The organism is Paenibacillus sp. MMO-58 (assembly GCF_037146255.1).
In the GTDB taxonomy this organism is placed as follows: Bacteria; Bacillota; Bacilli; order Paenibacillales; family Paenibacillaceae; genus Pristimantibacillus.
In genome coordinates this window covers 354288-372737 of sequence record NZ_JBBCVY010000006.1, presented here as the reverse complement: position 1 = coordinate 372737, position 18450 = coordinate 354288, and the positions used below count along the sequence as shown (strand labels likewise).

Genomic DNA, 18450 nt, shown 5'->3' with positions numbered 1-18450 from the left:
CAATTTAATACAACCCCATAAAGTTTGCTTTTACCCCCGTGCAATCCAAAATCGGGTCGTTTAGTATGGAGGTAGGCTTCTATAGCCGTACAGGATATAATGATCGCATTGCAACATAGATCATGGGGAAGGGTGAGCGGATGCTGCGTGTGTTAATCGTAGATGACGAGTTCGAGATTCGCGAAGGTTTACGTAACCGCTTTCCGTGGAGCATGTTTGGCATCGAAGAGGTGCTGGTCGCCGATGACGGCGATACGGCGCTTATGCTGGCGAAGGATGTACGTCCGGACCTCATTGTAACGGATATAAAAATGAACCGCATGTCCGGGCTGGAATTTCTGAACGCCGTGCAGCCGATTAAGGATTATCATCCCGAAGCCATTGTGGTGAGCGGCTATGACGATTTTGATCTGGTGAAGCAGGCGATGAAGACCGGAGCGATTGATTATATTCTTAAACCAATCAATATAAGCGAGCTGGAGCAAATTGTTCGCAAAGCGGTCGAAAATATTCAGCGGAAGCGGCTCGAGCAGCATAATGAGCAGCAGCTGATCAACCAGGTGAAGTTCGCCATTCCGAAAATGCGCGAAGAGCTGCTTCGGGAGATGGTTGAGCAGGAGCATGACCCGTATAAGGAAACAAGACGGCGCCACCGGCTCACGACGTTAAATATGGAATGGATTACAGTCGAGCATATGACGGTAATGGTCATTGTCGCCGATGATCTGAAAGCCATTGAGAACCGGCGCGGGCAGGAGAAGGACCTGATTCTGTTCGGGATCGGCAATGTCGTGAATCAGACGCTGGAGGAAGATTATCCTTATCCGTACGCGATCTGCATGGACAGCTGTAACAGATGGCTTGTTCTGTTAAGCTGCCTGCGTTCGGAGCAGGCGGAACTCACTAGCGGAATCGCGCATCTGTGCATTAAGCGAATCAATGATTTTGTGAAGGTGAAGGCCAGCGTTGGACTCCGGACGAACCCTTGCACCTTCGAGCATCTGCACGAGATGTATACGGAAGCGCTTAGCGTTCTCGAGCAAAAGGCTGTCTATGGCGGCAACCGCGTATTTACGCTGCAAGGCGGTTTTGAAGAAAGCGAGCATGCCGATCTGAAGCTGGCAGAGCCGGAAGAAGTACTGGATCTGGTCAAATTCGGATCGGATGAGGATATAGCGGCAGCAATGGAACGGTTCGAATTAATGGTGCAGGCGTGGCAGCTTACGCAGCTGAGGGATATTCAGCAAAATATTTTCGAGTGGCTGTTCGAGATTTTCAGGAAAGCCGCCGCCGCCGGTATTCCGAATAAAAAATGGGGCAGCAATCCCATTGCGCTTTGGGAGCAGCTGGAGCAATACGATACGCTGCAGTCGCTCAGGGAGCAGGCCGAACGGTGCCTGAAGGAAATCGCGGCCGATTTCCGGAGTCTCTCCGCTACGCCAAGCCAGATCATATGCGAAGCGGAAAAAATATTGCAGCGGGATTACGCGGAGAGCTTAACGCTGCAAAGCGTGGCAAGCGCCGTGCACGTTACTCCCGTTTGGTTAAGCAAGCTGTTCAAGAAAGAGAAGCGGCAGACGTTCCTGGAATATTTGACCGATATCCGGATCGAGAAGGCGAAGGAGATGCTTGGCGACATCCAGTACAAGGTGTACCAAATCTCTTATCAGGTCGGCTATAAAGACCCGGTTCATTTCTCGAAGCTGTTCAAAAAGCAGGTTGGCTGCACGCCCAAAGAATACCGCAGACAGCGCGGCATTATAGACGAGTAACGCATAAAGGCAGTATCCAAGGTGAATAACGCTTTCCCTTTGGAACTGCCTTTTGTTATATTCGAATCAACTTAAGACTTAATGCCAACCGTTACGATTTTATAGCCTTCTACCGGAATGCTGCCGGCCTCCGTCTCGCTCGCGGCATCTTCCATAATGTTGCTTAAGTAAGTTTCCGCAGCCGTATTCGGCTGGACCGCAAGCGTTGCTGGCTCGCCCGACAGATTGTACCAGCGGGCCATCAGGTCGCCACGCTCTTCGTTGATCTTCAGATTGGAGAAAGCAAGGCCGTCTCCGTTCCAGGCAAGGAATTGCTCCGAGAGAGGAAGCTCGCCTTCCTGCAAGCGTGCGCCAACCGTCGTTAGCGGTACCGGGAACCGGTAAGCTTCGCGGTAGGCGTCAAAACGCTCGTTCTCGCCGCCGTAAGGGATGATCATCCATTCGGCGATATTGACGCCAAGGCATTGCGCATCCGGAGTATGGAACACGCCCCAGTCACCCAGTTCTCCAACGCAGCGGAGCAGCGTCAGCGCAATCGTATTCCGGCCATCCTGCAGGACTTCGTATTCGTTCAAGCCCTTGCCCGCAGCGGTCAGCCCTCTCTCTTTATCGTGAACGTCGATAAACGTCTGCAAATGCTGGCAGTTGCTCGGATTCTCCCATGCCGCGGACGGCACCGTCTGGCGCTCGGCAACTTCAAAGATCGAATCGGCAAAATGCGTAGAGCCTTCAGCATCGGAAGGCATAAGCACCCGCAGCCGGTGATCCTTGGATCCGTTGTTGATTGCGGCATGGACGCGTACGCCTTTGCCGTTGCGTTCCAGACTAAGCTTGGTGACGATAACGAGCGGGACCAGCTCGGCGGAGCGTCCGGCCTTCCGGCTGCGGAATTCAACCATCGTGCCGATCTCTTGGGCCAGCCGTTCGTCAGCGCTTGCCGGGATGGCGAGCGAATGGATGATTTCGATCGACGCGCGGTACGGAGTGTCTTCTACGACGCGAATAGCGGCTTTGAGACCTTTGGTTGTAATAGCTTTATCGCCAATAGGCTGTTTGAAAATATATTCGTTGCCGATATCGCCTACGTTCTCGTAAACGCCAAGTCCGCTGAAGGCCTGGCCGCTGGTCTTATGATAAACGGCATAGCTCCCGTCATCTTCTACGGTCAGCTTCAGGTGGCGGTTCTCGATAACGCGGCTGCCGATAAGGAGAGTCTTCTCTTCATCCGAGTCCGCTTTGCCGGCTACGGCGCCGCCAAGGCTTGGAATCCAGGCGAACGTCTGATACCCCAGCTGAGGGAGATTTTCTGCTTCAAAGGTTAAACGAATGGCGTGAGCCATATAAGGCTGGCGGAATTTATCGCCTGGCAGCTCGTAACCAAAGCGTACGCCCAGATCTTTCACGGAATGCGAAATCGCCTTGCCTTTTGCGTTGATTAGATAACCATCGCCATGCGTACGTGCTTTTACTTCAGCAGCAATCGCAACGGGATCCTCGCTTTGGTCGAAGAACCGGTGGGAGAATTCCAGCTCCAGCGTAACAACGGATGAGCCTTCGTAGCCGCTTGTATGAAAGACGGCAAAAGGTACGGCTTCCGCACTGTACGCCGCGAAGGAGGAGGTATTGAGCTTGGAGCTGATGAACCGGACGCTATCTTCCGTCAGCCGTTTGCCAACCTCCATGCTTTTGGCGAAGCGTGTCTTCATCTCGTCGTAGACCTCATCCACGCTGCAGCCGCAAATGCTGTCATGCGGATGGTTCTGCATCAAGGTTTTCCAGGCATACTGCATCAGGCCATGCGGGTAAGGCTTGCCGAGCTGATGCGCGGCCGCGGCAAGCGGTTCCGCTACTTTTTCGAGCAGCGTCTGATTTTGCTGATTCAGCTGCTTAATATAGACGCGGGCGGAAGCGGTATTCACGAGGGAGTACCAGCCGTCGGTCTGCTGGCCGCGCAGCTCTCCGCGCGTGACGCTAAGCGTATCCGGCCGCTCGGTCTCAACCGCCTGCACGTAATCGTCGAAGTCCGAATGAACAAACTCATAATCCGGGAACAGCTCCCGCGCCACGCGAAGCGCTTCGGACAGATTGGTCTGTACAGGCTGATGGTCGCAGCCGTTCATCAGAAGCAAATGCCGGGTGGACGCGAACTGCTCGGCACGAGCCAGGCGATGCTCCCAATAAGGCTTAGCTTGATCCGGGTCAACCGGAATTTCCATGCCGTTGTTATACCAGTTGGCAAACAGGATACCCAGCACGCTGGAGCCGTCAGGCGACTGCCAGACAAGCTCGGAGAACGGCGATTCCAGTCCCGAATCATCTACCCGGTTATTAAATCCGGTAGCTTTGACGCCACGGCCAAAGACAGCCGTATCAATGCCGGCCTGCTTCAGAAGCTGCGCCGCCTGACCCATATTGCCGAAGGAATCGGGGAAATAGCCAAGCTTCGAGATCGGCCCGAATTTTGCCGCGTCGCGGTGGCCGATTTGCAGGTTGCGCACATTCGCTTCGCTGCTCGTCAGAAATTCGTCCTGCAGAATATACCAAGGGCCAAGAGAGAGCTTGCCCTCATCGCATAGCTTCTGGATTTGCTCCCTTTTCTCCGGGTACACCTGCAAATAATCGTCGAGAACAATCGTCTGTCCGTCGAGATAAAAGCTGCGGAATTCCGGATCGGATTCGAAGGTTTGAAGCAGCGTATCCATCGTCTCAATCAGCTTGACGTGATGGGCTTCGTACGGCATATACCATTCCCGGTCCCAGTGGGTATGAGAGATGACATGAACAATGCGCTTGGAAGACGGCATGATGGTTCCTCTTTTCTCTTTTTCATAGAAGGTTAGTCATTACGCAACTAGTGTAAAGAATCGGGTATGCCGTCACAATGAGGGAAACGCAAACTTTAAGGGGGAATGTTATCGTTATGAGAAAAGTTTCGTTTCGGCTGGCGTCGTCCTTCCGCAATCGTATGATATTTATCTTTTTGCTTATTATCATTGTCCCGTTCCTGCTCTTCGCCTACTATTCCCACATCAAGTCGATTGAGGGGATATCCGAGACGAATACAAAGATGACGATGAGCTATCTGCTTCAGGCGAAGAAGAACTTCGAAATCTATTTAAATAATTTGAATGAACAGGTCAACGAGGTTATTGGCAATAAAAGCGTCCAGGACTTACTGTACAAGGAGCCCGTTGACGAGCAGGATGAGGAGTCGTTTGCGGTTAATATGCTGACGGCCTTATACCATGCCACGCCGGTTATTGATGCCTTTCGGGTGAAGGTATATCCGATTAATCCAACGAAGTATCCATCCTATATGCGGTCTATCGATGAATCCATGCGGATTGGCGATCAGTACTGGTTCCAGCGCTCCAAAGCAACGGTAGAGCCGACCTGGTATCTGACCATGCCGAAGCAGGGAAAATACGCAAAGCCGCTGCTCACTTACGTGAAACGATTCTCCGGATTGTATGATTCCAAAGTGCGGGGGCTTATTGCAACGGATCTGTCCGACGATTTCCTGGAGCGGTATTTCTCCCCGTCGGATCAGCTCAAGGATCAGAAGCTGCTTCTCGTGAACGATAAAGGCATTGTGCATTACGATTCGGCCGTCAATGAATGGACCGGTCAGCCGTTCCCTTCGGAGTCGTTCGTCAGTTATATGAAAAAAAGCGACGCCGGCTCGCAGTCCATCGCTATCGGCGGACAAACCTATCTGGCAACCTATGTGACGATGGCCAATCATCCGTGGACGATTGTCAGCTTAACGCCGCTGAAAGAGCTGACCGGTGCCATGGAAGAGATTAACCGTGTCCTTATTATTTTTCTGATCGTGTATTTGTTGTGCTGCTTCAGTGTGGTTATCTATCTGACCGTAACCTATACGCAGCCGATTGCCCATCTTGTCCGCCTGACGCGCAAGCTGGAAGCGGATAATCTCCATTATTTATCGCCATGGTCCTCCCGCAAGGATGAGGTTGGCTGGCTGTACCGGAGCGTAGGCAATATGGTGCACCGGATAGACGGGCTTGTGAAGGAGGCTGCGCGTTCGGAGCGCAACAAGAAGGCGCTGGAATTCCAGGTGCTCAGCCATCAGATCAATCCGCATTTCCTGTACAACACGCTGGAGTCCATCCGGTGGAAGGCGGAAAATCACGGCCGGAGCGATATTAGCGAGATGGTATCGGCGCTTGGCAATCTGCTTCGCCTCAGTCTTAACCAAGGGAAAGAGATTACCACGCTGAAGCGGGAATTCGATCAGGTGAAAGCCTATGTGGCGATTGAGCAGGCACGGATGGGCAAGACCGTCCGGATCCTGTACGCTTGCGATGAGGAAACGCTGGAGCTTCCGTTCCTTCGACTGCTCTTGCAGCCCCTTGTGGAGAACGCGATCCAGCATAGCGTGAGGGATAACTTCGACAAAGGGAAAATCATGATTGCCGCAAGGCAAGAAGAGGATGATATGGTTATTGATATCGCCGATAATGGAAAAGGTATCCCGCAGCATGTCCTCGACCAGCTTGAGCAGGCGGAGGAACCGTCAGGCGGCAAGTTCTCGCCATCGCGCAGAGGCGTGGGACTGCGTAACGTGAATGACCGGCTGCAGCTGTATTTTGGCGAGGCTTATAAGCTTAAGATTGTGACGGGACCGGAGATCGGAACCAAAATTACGTTAAGGCATCCGGTGCTGAAGGAAGGCCAGGAGCTGGATTCGACCTTTGAGTAAAAGGGGAGTACGGTTCCATGTCATGCTGCTATAAAAGGAGGAGTATCAATTGAATAACAGACGTTACGTTATTGGAAGTTTACTCCTGACGCTCGTACTGGCTCTTGCCGCATGCTCCGGCTATTCACCAGAGTCTCCCGCCAAGTCTCCGGGGCCAACTCCCGTTACGCTCAGGCTGCTCACTTGGGCGGATGACCGTTACAAGCAGCTATACGATATGTTCCATGAGCAGTATCCCTGGATTACGATTGAGCCGGTTAAGGTAGAAGCGAACGAGAAGGACATTACGGCGAAAATCAAAGAGCTGCAGAAGGCCGGAACACCTGCCGATCTGGCCTGGATTGACGGTGACCTGCTCGCCTATGAGGAAAAAGGGCTGTTGGAAAATTTGAAGCCTTATATGGATAAGGACCTCTCCTTCCAGGATAAAGTGCTCCCGGACGGTTACTTCGATACGATGGATTTCCGCGGGCGCAGACTAGCCGTGCCGTTCGTCGATGTGCCGATGTGGATTGTCGTAAACAAGGATTTACTGGCCAAGCATGGAGTGGAAATGCCGCCAAACAGCTGGACCTTTGATGACTTCCGCTCCATTGCGAAGCAGGTGACCGATCCTGCGCAAGGCGAATACGGACTTACAACCAGCAATGAATTCGTCATGCGCTTGCTCCCGCTTAAGGCGGCGGCCGACGGCCACGCGGCAAATCTGGCTTATTTGAACGAAGGCATGACCCAAAGCCTGCTTGATACGCCGGCCGTTCTGGGCGATGTGCGCTGGCTGGCCGACTTTGTGACGGAAGACGGCTCCATGCTCTCGTGGTCCAAGGCCAAGGAGCAGCATGACGTCGCGCGCAATTTCATGAATGGCAAGACGGCCTTCGAAGTCGGAGGCGACTGGCTGCTGCCGCGCCTGAAGCGGGATGCGAAATTTAACTGGGACATTATGCCCTTCCCCCGCGGGAAGCTGAACCAGTATTCCTTCCACATCTACGGACCGCTGGCTCTGCTCAGCGGATCGGAGCATAAGGACGAAGCTTACAAATGGATCAGCTTCCAGTTCGAGCTGGAAGCGCAGAAATGGAAGATCGACGAAGGCGCCAACGCATCAATTATTGATCCGGAGCTGACCGATTATATCGACAAAGCTCCGATCTGGCAGGGACGGAATATCGAAGCGGTCAAGATGACCAAAGACAACGGCCTTGTCCTTCCAGGCGCGACGATCCCCGGCTTCTCCGAATACAATTGGGTTAACATGGTCAACGAGATCGTGTTCAACGGTTACGATATCGAGCATCTGATTCCGGAGACCGAAGTCTGGAACAAAAGGACACTGCAGCTTCGCGAGCAGTGGAAGCAGCAGACAAGCAAATAACAGAGTAGCCGTCCACTTAGGGCGGCTTTTATTTGTTTATTGGGGCAATCTTTAAAAATGACAACGCTTTCTTAAGAATGTTGGCTTTCGACGGCTTTGTTCGGAAGCGTACACTGAGAACAAAGGAGGAACGGATATGGAGTTGGGTACTCGGGTAACGGGAAACACGGGAAACACAGAGCTGCGACCGCAATTTTGGAAGCGGTTCAAAAAACAAAAAACGCTTCACCTGTTCGTCGGGCTTGGCATGGTTTTTTTATTGGTTTTCGCTTATACGCCGATGTTCGGCATTCTAATGGCTTTTAAGCAATATTCCATCTCTACGGGGATCAAGGGGATTTTCACGAGCGAGTGGGTAGGATTGAAGCATTTCAAGGAATTCGTCAACGACTACCAGTTCGGAACGATTGTCCGCAATACGCTGGCATTAAGTCTTCTAAAAGTCTTCTTCGCTTTTCCGGCTCCCATATTGCTGGCTATTCTATTAAGCGAAGTGAAAAATTTGAAATTTAAGCGGTTTGTCCAGACGATCAGCTATTTGCCCCATTTCATCTCGTGGGTTGTTGTTGCGGGGATCGCTTTCGCCTTCCTCTCGACCGATGTCGGGATGATCAACAAAGCACTGCTAGGGCTGGGTTTGATAGACAAACCCCTTGACGTATTAACGAATCCCAGCTACTTCTGGGGATTTGCGACGGGAAGCGCCGTGTGGAAGGAAATGGGCTGGTGGACGATCATCTTCCTGGCCGCGATCGCGGGAATCAATCCGTCGTTGTACGAGGCGGCGCAGATCGACGGAGCTGGCCGTTTGGCCCGAATTCGCCATATTACGTTCCCCGGAATGAAAGGAACGATTGTTGTCGTGCTTATTCTGACCATCGGAAGCATTCTGGGCGGAGGGTTAGTCGGCTCCAACTTCGAGCAGGCGTTCCTGTTCGGCAACAGCATCAACAATCCGACCTCGGAGATCGTGCAAACTTATGCGTTTAAGGTCGGTTTAAGGGACGGAAGATTTTCTTATGCGGCAGCCATTGATTTGATTCAATCCGTCATTTCCGTCATTCTGATCTTCTCCAGCAATTTCATCGCCAAACGTTCTTCGGGCTCAAGTCTATTCTAGGAAAGGGGAGCGGACATGCAGCTTAGCCAGAAACAAAAAGACCGCATCATGGATGCCTTGATTTATGCGTTATTAACCATACTTGCGTTATCGATGCTTTATCCGTTTTATTACGTTCTGATTCTTTCCTTTAATAAAGGAACCGATTCGCTTCTAGGCGGCGTTTATCTGTGGCCTAGAACCTTTACCGTTGAGAATTACGTCAGGTTTTTGGATGATCCCCACTGGTACCGCGCTTTTTTGGTCACGATTATGAGAACGCTTGCAGGAACGACCCTGGGCGTCCTTTTTACCTGCTTGGTTGCTTACGGCTTGTCGCACCGGGACCTGCTGCTTCGTAAAGGCTATTTCACGGTCATTATATTCGCGATGTACTTTTCCGGCGGCCTTATCCCGTATTACGTCGTTCTGCGCTCCGTTGGACTGTTGAACACGTTTGGGGTCTATGTGATTCCGTCCATGCTGAGTACGTTCTTCCTCTTGATAGCCATTTCGTTTTTTCAAGAGATTCCGGGCGAGTTAAAAGAATCGGCCCATATGGACGGTGCCAGCGAGCTTGTTATTTTCTATCGGATCATTCTTCCCGTGTCGATGCCGCTCATTGCAACCATGTCGTTATTCTTGGGAGTTGGACAGTGGAACTCTTGGCTTGATTCCGCTTACTTCGTGCAATCGGAGGGCCTGCGGACGCTTGCCTTCCGGATGATGGAGGTCATCAACAAGAGCAACGCTCCGATGGACGCCATTGCCGTTGCGAACAGTGCCTCGGCGGGCGTAACCAGCTATTCGCTTCAGGTAGCGGCCATGGTGATCTCTATCGCGCCTATCGTATGCGTATATCCGTTTCTTCAAAGATTTTTTATTCAAGGCATTATGCTAGGTTCCGTGAAGGGCTGATTTTTAATTGGCATGATATTAAAGCGTTTGCTTTAATATAAACATCACTTGTTGGAGGGGTTACATTGAACAGAAATAAAGGGAAGAAGGCTCTGCTCCTATCGCTCATCCTCATGATGACGATAACGTTAATGTCCGCATGCGGCGGAAACAACAACAACGACGGTAAGAAGAACAACGCAGCCGCCGCCAACTCTCCGGGGACAACCCCCGATTCGCCCGCAAAAAGCAACGAGGTGAAGGAGCTGTCCTTGTTTATCGATGCCTCCTGGTATCCGGTAAAGGAATGGAAGGGACCCGTTGCCGAGGAAATTACGAAAAAGACGGGAATTAAGCTGAACGTAACGGTCGCGACAGACGATAAGCAGCTTCCGCTGATGATCGCTTCCGGAGACCTTCCGGACCTGGTGTTCACTTATGCCAATATCGACCGGATGTCCGATTCGAAGCTTTCCTATCCATGGAATGAACTCATCGAGAAATACGCGCCGGACTTTAAAATCGACCCGACAAGAATCGCGATACACACCATGGATGACGGCAATTTCTACACGGTGCGCAACTCCTTTGCGACTCAGGAGGAAATGGCGCAGAACAAATACTCGCTCGGAAGCGACGGTAACCCGGGGATCGCAGTGCGAGAGGATATTCTGAAGGAGCTTGGGAATCCTCCGATTGACACCATCGATAATTTTGTAAAGGTATTGGGCATGGTTAAACAGAAATATCCGGACATGGTGCCGCTCATTATGGACAAGGATTGGATCGAGCAGTACTTCCTGCAGCAGTTCGGCGTCGAAGGCCTTCTGGACGGCTGGTACGAGCGGGACGGAAAAGTGGACTATGCGATTAGACAACCCGAAATGCTGGAATTTTTCAAATTTATGAACCGTCTTTACCGCGAAGGCGATATTCTGGCCGAGAACTTTGCCTATACGAACGATCAAATCGACGATCAGTATGCGACCAGCGGGAAGGCTTTCGCGCATAGCCATACGGTCAGCGTAGCGGACATGGACAATATCAAGGTCAAAAACGCGGGCGGCTCGTATACGTTCCAGATGCTGCCTAGCGCCATTTCAAAGAATACGAAAGCGGTCAGCTCGGGACTAGGGTTCGCAGGCACGTTTATCACGAAGAATAACAAGGATCCCGAAGCTTCGATTAAATTTCTTCAGTATCTGGCAAGCGACGAAGGCAAGAAATTGACCATGTTTGGCGTTGAGGGCGAGCATTGGACTTGGAATGAAGCAGGTTATCCGAATTTGAAATACGATCCGTCCGATGCCGATTTCGTCAACACGAACGGAATTAAATGGTGGTATTTGTACAACGACGGCGTTACCGAAGGAATGCTGAGTTACGTGCCGGGGGCTCAGAAAACGAAAGCCTTGATGGAGAAAAAAGCGTTCACGGTATACAAGCCGGAGCTTGGTCTGATTCAATTGCAGCCGGATTCCGAAGAGAAGACGATCAAGACGAAGATTGACGAGATGATCAAGAACGAAAAGGTCAAGATTTACTTGGCTAAATCGGAAGAAGAGGCTGTGGCAAACTACGAGACCATGGTGAAGAACGCGGAGAAGATTGGTTTGAACCGCTTGGTGGATTGGGCAAACGAAACGTATCAGAAAAAGAAGGATTTGTTTAAAAAATAAGAGCAAAGTCCGGCAGCAGCGCGATGCGTTGCCGCCGGACTTTGTATGCTATCATCCGCTCCCGCCGGAATTTGCGTTTGCGAAAGGAGGAAGCTCAACGATATGTTCATCTCGTTTCAACTGGACGAAGTCCGATTAACCGACGATGTTTTTGCTCCCAGAAGAGAACGTGCAAAAGCATACATCCGAGAGTTTGATCTTGATCGTCTGATGCACACGTTTAAGATTAACGCGGGAATTTCATCCACGGCGGAACCGCTAGGCGGCTGGGAGGCGCCGGATTGCGGTTTAAGAGGACACTTCGTCGGACATTTTCTGTCCGCGTGCGCCAAGTTCGCTTATGGCGATCACGATGAGACATTGAAGACTATGGCAGGTGAAATTGTCGGCGTCATGCAGGCATGCGCACAGCCCAGCGGCTATTTGAGCGCCTTCGAAGAGGACAAGCTTGACGTTCTGGAGCTCGAAGAGAACCGCAACGTATGGGCTCCCTACTATACCCTGCACAAAATCATGCAGGGCTTGATCGATTGCTATACGTATTTGCACGATGCGCAAGCACTGGAGCTTGCGGTCAATCTTGCGCATTATATTCGAGGAAGATTCGAACATCTCTCCCATTGGAAGATCGATGGCATTCTGCGCTGCACGAAAGTAAATCCCGTAAACGAGTTTGGCGGTTTGGGGGACTCCCTTTATACGTTATACGAGTTGACCGGAGATGCCAAGCTCCTCGAATTGGCTCGTATTTTTGACAGGGACTACTTGCTCGGGCCGCTTGCGGAAGGCCGGGACGTATTGGAGGACCTGCATGCCAACACTCACCTTCCGATGATTCTTGCAGCCATGCACCGCTACAAGATAGGAAAAGAAGATTCCTATAAGAAATCGGCTCTCCATTTCTACGATTTCTTGAAGGGGAGAACCTTCGCGAACGGTAACAACAGCTCCAAGGCGACAGCCTTTATCCGGGGCGGAGTATCGGAGAAAGCAGAGCATTGGGGCGGTTACGGTCAATTGGCGGATGCGCTGACCGGCGGAGAAAGCGAAAGCTGCTGCGCGCATAATACGGAAAAAATAGTCGAGCGCTTGCTGGAATGGTCACCGGAGACCGGGTATTTGGACCATCTGGAATCCCTGAAGTATAACGCGGTCTTGAATAGCGCTAGCGCTAAAACGGGTCTTTCCCAATATCATCAGCCGCTTGGAACGAATGCGATGAAAAAATTCAGCGAACCGTATCATTCCTTCTGGTGCTGCACCGGGTCAGGGATCGAAGCCATGAGCGAACTGCAAAAAAACATCTGGTTCAGAAACGGCAACGCCATTCTTCTTAATGCTTTTGTTTCCTCGAAGGCAGCATGGAAGGATCGCGGAATCGTTATCCATCAGCGGACGGATTTTCCCGATAGTCTGATTTCCGCGCTGCATTTCGAAGTGGATGAGCCGGTGGAGCTTCGGATGATATTCAAGGAAAAATCTGTCAAGAACATAAGATTCAATGACGAAGTCATCCATCTCCAAAAGGAAGAAGGGTATATCGTAGTTGAACGCCTCTACCGTAATGGGGATCGGATCGACATTGAAATCGAAGCTTCATTGAGGTTGATTCCGCTTCCGGGATCGGAAGCATCGGCAGCGCTGCTATACGGCAACGTGCTCCTCGCCAGGGTTGATGATGACATGCCATTGACAGGAATATCCGATCGAAATCTAGAGGAGAAGCTGGCCGGCAGCATAAAGGATGGCAAGCTGGAGTTTATCGTCGAAGACGATAGGGGTACTCGGGCCAGATTCATCCCTTTATTTAGAGTCGAGGAGGAATCGTATTCCGTTTATATCGATTGGTCGGGACTTGCGGCGCCGGAACGCGGCTTTTCCTTTGCGGCGGACGGTAGAGCAGCCTACGGAGGAAGTTAACGATCGGCTTGCGACGGATGGCTCCGGGGAAATGCGACTCTAGCGGAATTATGGAGTACGTGATACGTTTACGATATATGGATTCCTTAATGGAGGGAAAAGCATCTGTGAGCATCATGCGCAAGATCGTGCTTGGCTACGTCATTATGATCTTTATCCCGGTTATTGCTTTCGGTTATCACTATTACACGCAAATCTACGGAAATCTGACCCAGCAATTCGTAGAGAGCAGGCAGAAGATTCTGGAACAGGCTTACGCCAATATGAAGACGGATTTCGCCAGGATTCAATCGGTTCACCGGGTGATGCAATACAATCCTTACCTGACCGATTATCTGGATGGCGTATATGATTCCGACGCGGACAGCGTCTACGCGCTGACCCGGTATATTCTCCCGCTATACACCCAATCGATGTTCTCCAATCCGGAGATTGAATCTATCGTTATCTATAAAATGAAGGATCGGGTGCTGCCCATAACCAATTTGTTTCGGGAATGGTCCATGCTGGATCCGCAAACCGAGGCCACCGTCGCCTCTCTGAAAGCGGGTCAGGGGATATGGCTGCGCGCCGATCCAAACGTATCGGAGCCGGACTTGATTTATTACCAATATATCTATAATACGCAAATTACGGAACGGATCGGTCTCCTTGAAATTCGGGTCAGCAATAGCTTAATCCGCAACTTTTATGCCGCTGCCGGCGTGGAGGGGAATTGGAAAGCCGCTCTGCTCTCCGGACAAGGTCAGTGGCTTACGGACGAAGCGGCAGGATTGGACAAGAAGACGCTGAATCTTCTTCAAGCGGAGGAACGGAATTTTTTTATCAACCGGAATATGATTGTCAATCAGCTAAAGCTTGAGCCCCTGGACGTTCGCGTTATCATCACCGGTCGGGTGGGAGACGTATTCCGTTCCGTGAAGCAGAAAGAGGTCGTCTTGGTGACGATCATCGTACTGCTGCTCATCGCCTTATCCATCGCCTATTATTTGTTGGCTTCTACGATTACGAAACGAATTCTCCGGTTGGCCCGGCATATGCGCACTCTGAGCGACAATAACCTAAGGCAGCTGACGATCCCAAGCGGCAGGTATGAAAAGGACGAGATCGGGTTTCTAATCGTTACCTACAACTCCATGGTCGGGAGGATGGACGAGCTTATTAATAATGTCCACCGGGCCGAGCTTCGCCACAAAGAAGCGGCATACCAGGTACTGCAAGCACAGATTAAGCCTCATTTTCTTTACAACACGCTGGAAACGATCCGAATGGTCGCAGAGGCCAACAACGACAAGGAAGTTGCCGATATATCCTTCTGGTTCGGGAAGCTGATGCGGTACAGCTTGTCGTCCGCGCAGCAGGAAACGGTTCTCGAGAAGGAAATCGAGATGGTTGCCTTTTACATGAACATCCACAAAATGAGGCTTCAAAGCAGGCTGACCTACGAGATTGACGTTCAGCTGGAGGCCGACAAGCTGTCCTGTCCGCGCTTTCTCCTGCAGCCTCTTATTGAGAACAGCATCGTGCATGGGGCTTCCGCCGTTCTGCGTCCCGTCCATATCCGGCTGCAAGCAACGGAAACGGAATCCGAGGTCGCGATCGAAGTCTCCGACAACGGAAACGGGATTCCGCCCGAGAGGCTTCTCGAGCTGCGCGAACGTCTGACCAGGCACGATGAATTCAAAAAATCGGATGAACCGTCCGGCGTCGGCTTGAAAAATGTCAACGAAAGAGTCAAAGGTTTTTTCGGCGGAAATTCCCGATTGGAAATCATCAGCGAGCCCGGCAAGGGAACCTGCATGCGCATTATCATTGAGAAAAGGACGGCGGTGGACGATGAAGATCTTGATCGTAGACGACGAACCTTTGATTCTGAAAGGGTTGGTTAAAATCGTAGAAGAGGTCGCGCCGGCCGGCTCCGACATTTGCTCGGCCTTTAACGCATTGGAGGCGCTGGATGCCATGAAGCGCTTTATGCCCGATGTGACCGTAACCGATATTAACATGCCCGAGAAGAACGGTTTCGAATTGATTCAAGACGCCAGGCTTGAGGGATTATGCGACCGGTTCATTATCTTAACCGGCTATGACGAGTTCGACTATGTCCGCCAGGCTCTTCGCTCGGGCGTTGTGGATTATTTGCTGAAGCCCTTGGACAAGAAGGAAATCGCAATCCTGCTGAGCCGCGTCAAGGAAGAGCTGCCCGCCGCATCCGATTCGGAGTACAGCCGGCATGCCGAGCGGATTCTAGCCTATTTGCAGTCGAATTACATGAAAGATTTGTCTCTCGATCACCTCGCGGAACGAATGAGCCTGCACCCGAATTATATCAGCAGCCTGTTCAAGAAGGAGACGGGGGATACCTTTGTGAATTACTTGAATTCGCTGCGGATCCGGGAGGCGCAGAAACTATTGAAAACGCAGCCGCATCTGACGGTATGCGCAATTAGTCAGCAGGTCGGCTTCGACACCAAGCATTACTTTGCGAAGGTGTTCAAAAAGTACGCGGGCACGACTCCCGGCGCTTATCGCGAAATTCAGGAAGAAAACGAATCGATTCAATCAATTAACGGAAGGGATTGAAAGCAAATGCTGGAGAGCAAACGCGAATACGAGGATACGCTGCTATATCATACTCCTGCCAGGCAATGGGATGAAGCCCTGCCGATCGGCAATGGGCGCCTGGGAGCCATGATATTTGGCGATCCGCGCGCGGAACGCATGCAATTAAACGAGGATTCCTTGTGGTACGGGGGCCCTAGAGATCGGCATAATCCGGATGCCCTGCCGAATTTAGCCGAAATTCGCAAGCTTATATTCGAGGGAAAGCTTCGGGAAGCCGAGCGTCTGGCTTCGATGGCCCTGACCGCCATTCCCGAAACCCAGCGTCATTATGTTCCGCTCGGCGATCTGTTCCTCCAATTCGAACATGTCGGCGAGATTGAGAATTACGAAAGACGGCTTGATTTATCCGAGGCTATTGTTCGCGTTTCCTATAGGGCGGGAGAAACCCATTTCGACCGCGAAATTTTCGCGAGCTATCCAGGCAGAGCAATCGTGATGAGGCTTAAGGCGGATGTTCCCGGTCAGATTTCGTTTACCGCCCGAATGGGACGCGAACGGTTCCGCTATGTGGACGAGATTCGGGCGGAGGACGGTAAGATCATCATGAGCGGGAACAGCGGCGGAGGCGTTCGGTATTGCGGAGTCCTTGCATGCAAGCCCGAGGGGGGCAGCATGCGTACGATTGGCGAGCACCTGGTCGTCTCGAATGCGGATTCCGTTGTTCTGGTCGTGACCGCGTCGACAGATTTCCGCGAGGCCGACCCCGAGGCTGCGGCGCTTGGCGACGCCGGACGCGTTGCCGCAGCCTCTTATGAGGAATTGCGGGCTTCGCATATTTCGGATTACCGCGGACTGTACGCTCGAACAAGTCTTTCGTTAGGCGCCGAATCCGGCCTGAAGACCAGGACGCAGCAGGATACCTCGGAACGTCTCGGGAACGTTAAGGCCGGCCTCGAGGATCACGGTCTTACTGCCTTATATTTTCATTATGGCCGGTACCTTCTGATCGCCTCGAGCAGGCCCGGGTCGCTGCCCGCGAATTTGCAAGGAATTTGGAACAAAGATATGCTTCCCGCCTGGGACAGCAAATTCACCATCAATATCAATACGCAGATGAATTATTGGCCGGCTGAGAGCTGCCATTTGGCGGAATGCCACTTGCCGCTCTTCGACCTGATCGAGCGCATGATTCCCAACGGCCGGCATACCGCCCGAGCCATGTATGGCTGCCGCGGAAGCGCCGCCCATCACAACACGGACATTTGGGCGGATACGGCTCCTCAGGATTTGTGGCCCTCGTCGACCTATTGGCCGCTTGGTCTCGCATGGCTGTCCCTTCACCTTTGGGAGCATTACCGATACGGGGAAGACAAAACGTTCCTCGGGCGCGCTTACCCGATGATGAAGGAGGCAGCGGTCTTCCTGCTTGATTACCTGGTCGAGCTTCCCGGAGGGGAATGGGTCACCTGCCCGTCGGTTTCTCCCGAGAATACCTATCGGCTGCCGAACGGGGAGACCGGTGTGCTATGCTACGGGCCGTCCATGGACAGCCAAATTGCCCGTGAGTTGTTTCAAGCATGCCTAGCAGCGGGTGAAAGGCTCGAAACCGAAGACGAAGATTTTCTGGAGGAGCTGAAGAAGGCGCTAGGCAAGCTTCCCCCATCCCGCATCGGACGTCACGGCCAGCTGCAGGAATGGTACGAGGACTACGAAGAGGTGGAGCTTGGTCACCGCCACATCTCGCATCTGTTCGCCCTGCATCCCGGCACCCAAATTACGCCGGATCATACGCCGGAACTTAGCGATGCCGCTCGCCGAACGCTGGAGCGCCGCCTAGCGAACGGGGGAGGGCATACCGGCTGGAGCCGGGCCTGGATCGTCAATTTCTGGGCGAGACTACGAGACGCGGAAGAGGCGTATGCCAACGTAACCGCTTTATTGTCCCACTCTACCCTGCCGAATTTACTGGACAACCATCCGCCGTTTCAGATCGACGGCAATTTCGGCGGCACGGCAGGCATTGCGGAAATGCTTCTGCAGAGCCACGAGGATTGCATCCATCTGCTGCCCGCTCTTCCGAAGGCTTGGCCGGACGGAGAAGTCCGGGGATTAAGGGCCCGAGGCGGCGTGACGGTGGATATCGCTTGGAGAGAAGGGATGATCCATCAGGCGATCCTAACGCCCGATCGTAAAGGGACATACCATGTGCGTTGCGATCATCCCGTACGTTTGTCGGGAGAAGGATTAGCCTTTAATTCGGAAAAGACGAGCGGTTTGCTGCCGATTGACGGGGAGGCAGGCATTGCCATCGTCATTCATGCTATACCCAAGGATAGTAACTGATCTTCATATCACTTCTTTTCAGCAGGAAGACTCCCTCCTATAATGAAAACAGGTTTTGCCTATAGTAAAGACCG

At 52.1% G+C, this 18450-nt stretch carries 11 protein-coding genes; 10 read left to right on the top strand and 1 reads right to left on the bottom strand.

The genetic code is table 11. The features are described from left to right. Positions 1 to 140 precede the first annotated feature (140 nt). Positions 141 to 1772 carry a response regulator transcription factor gene (locus WFJ73_RS20030; RefSeq protein WP_336774728.1) on the top strand — a complete coding sequence of 544 codons (1632 nt, stop codon included), beginning with the start codon at positions 141 to 143 and terminating at the stop codon, positions 1770 to 1772. A 71-nt stretch (positions 1773 to 1843) separates the two neighbouring features. Here the strand turns inward: WFJ73_RS20030 and WFJ73_RS20025 are convergent, their stop codons facing one another. After that, the gene (locus WFJ73_RS20025) at positions 1844 to 4576 is read right to left on the bottom strand and encodes an alpha-mannosidase (protein WP_336774727.1); all 2733 of its coding nucleotides are present in this window, start codon (positions 4574 to 4576) and stop codon (positions 1844 to 1846) included. A gap of 116 nt (positions 4577 to 4692) precedes the next feature. Here WFJ73_RS20025 and WFJ73_RS20020 point away from each other — a divergent pair, with 116 nt between their 5' ends. From WFJ73_RS20020 to WFJ73_RS19980, 9 genes are all read left to right on the top strand, one after another. After that, positions 4693 to 6498 (top strand): sensor histidine kinase, encoded by a 1806-nt coding sequence (locus WFJ73_RS20020; protein ID WP_336774726.1) that lies wholly within the window; start codon positions 4693 to 4695, stop codon positions 6496 to 6498. A gap of 49 nt (positions 6499 to 6547) precedes the next feature. Further along, on the top strand, positions 6548 to 7873 hold the full coding sequence (locus tag WFJ73_RS20015) for an ABC transporter substrate-binding protein (protein WP_336774725.1): 1326 nt from the start codon (positions 6548 to 6550) through the stop codon (positions 7871 to 7873). A gap of 136 nt (positions 7874 to 8009) precedes the next feature. Beyond that, positions 8010 to 8993, top strand: a complete 984-nt coding sequence (locus WFJ73_RS20010) for an ABC transporter permease (RefSeq protein ID WP_336774724.1) — start codon at positions 8010 to 8012, stop codon at positions 8991 to 8993. Positions 8994 to 9008: 15 nt separating this feature from the next. Further along, a complete protein-coding gene (locus tag WFJ73_RS20005; protein ID WP_336774723.1) occupies positions 9009 to 9890 on the top strand; it encodes a carbohydrate ABC transporter permease in 882 nt (293 codons plus the stop codon). Positions 9891 to 9955: 65 nt separating this feature from the next. Then, entirely contained in the window at positions 9956 to 11548 is a 1593-nt protein-coding gene (locus WFJ73_RS20000) for an extracellular solute-binding protein (protein ID WP_336774722.1), read from the top strand. Positions 11549 to 11650: 102 nt separating this feature from the next. Then, entirely contained in the window at positions 11651 to 13468 is a 1818-nt protein-coding gene (locus WFJ73_RS19995) for a beta-L-arabinofuranosidase domain-containing protein (protein WP_336774721.1), read from the top strand. 116 nt (positions 13469 to 13584) lie between these two features. After that, positions 13585 to 15357 carry a sensor histidine kinase gene (locus tag WFJ73_RS19990; protein ID WP_336774776.1) on the top strand — a complete coding sequence of 591 codons (1773 nt, stop codon included), beginning with the start codon at positions 13585 to 13587 and terminating at the stop codon, positions 15355 to 15357. After that, positions 15305 to 16051, top strand: coding sequence for a response regulator transcription factor (locus WFJ73_RS19985; RefSeq protein ID WP_336774720.1), 747 nt, complete (start codon positions 15305 to 15307; stop codon positions 16049 to 16051). The genes WFJ73_RS19990 and WFJ73_RS19985 overlap by 53 nt, the downstream gene beginning before the upstream one ends. A gap of 6 nt (positions 16052 to 16057) precedes the next feature. Then, positions 16058 to 18376 carry a glycoside hydrolase family 95 protein gene (locus WFJ73_RS19980; RefSeq protein WP_336774719.1) on the top strand — a complete coding sequence of 773 codons (2319 nt, stop codon included), beginning with the start codon at positions 16058 to 16060 and terminating at the stop codon, positions 18374 to 18376. Positions 18377 to 18450: the final 74 nt, after the last annotated feature.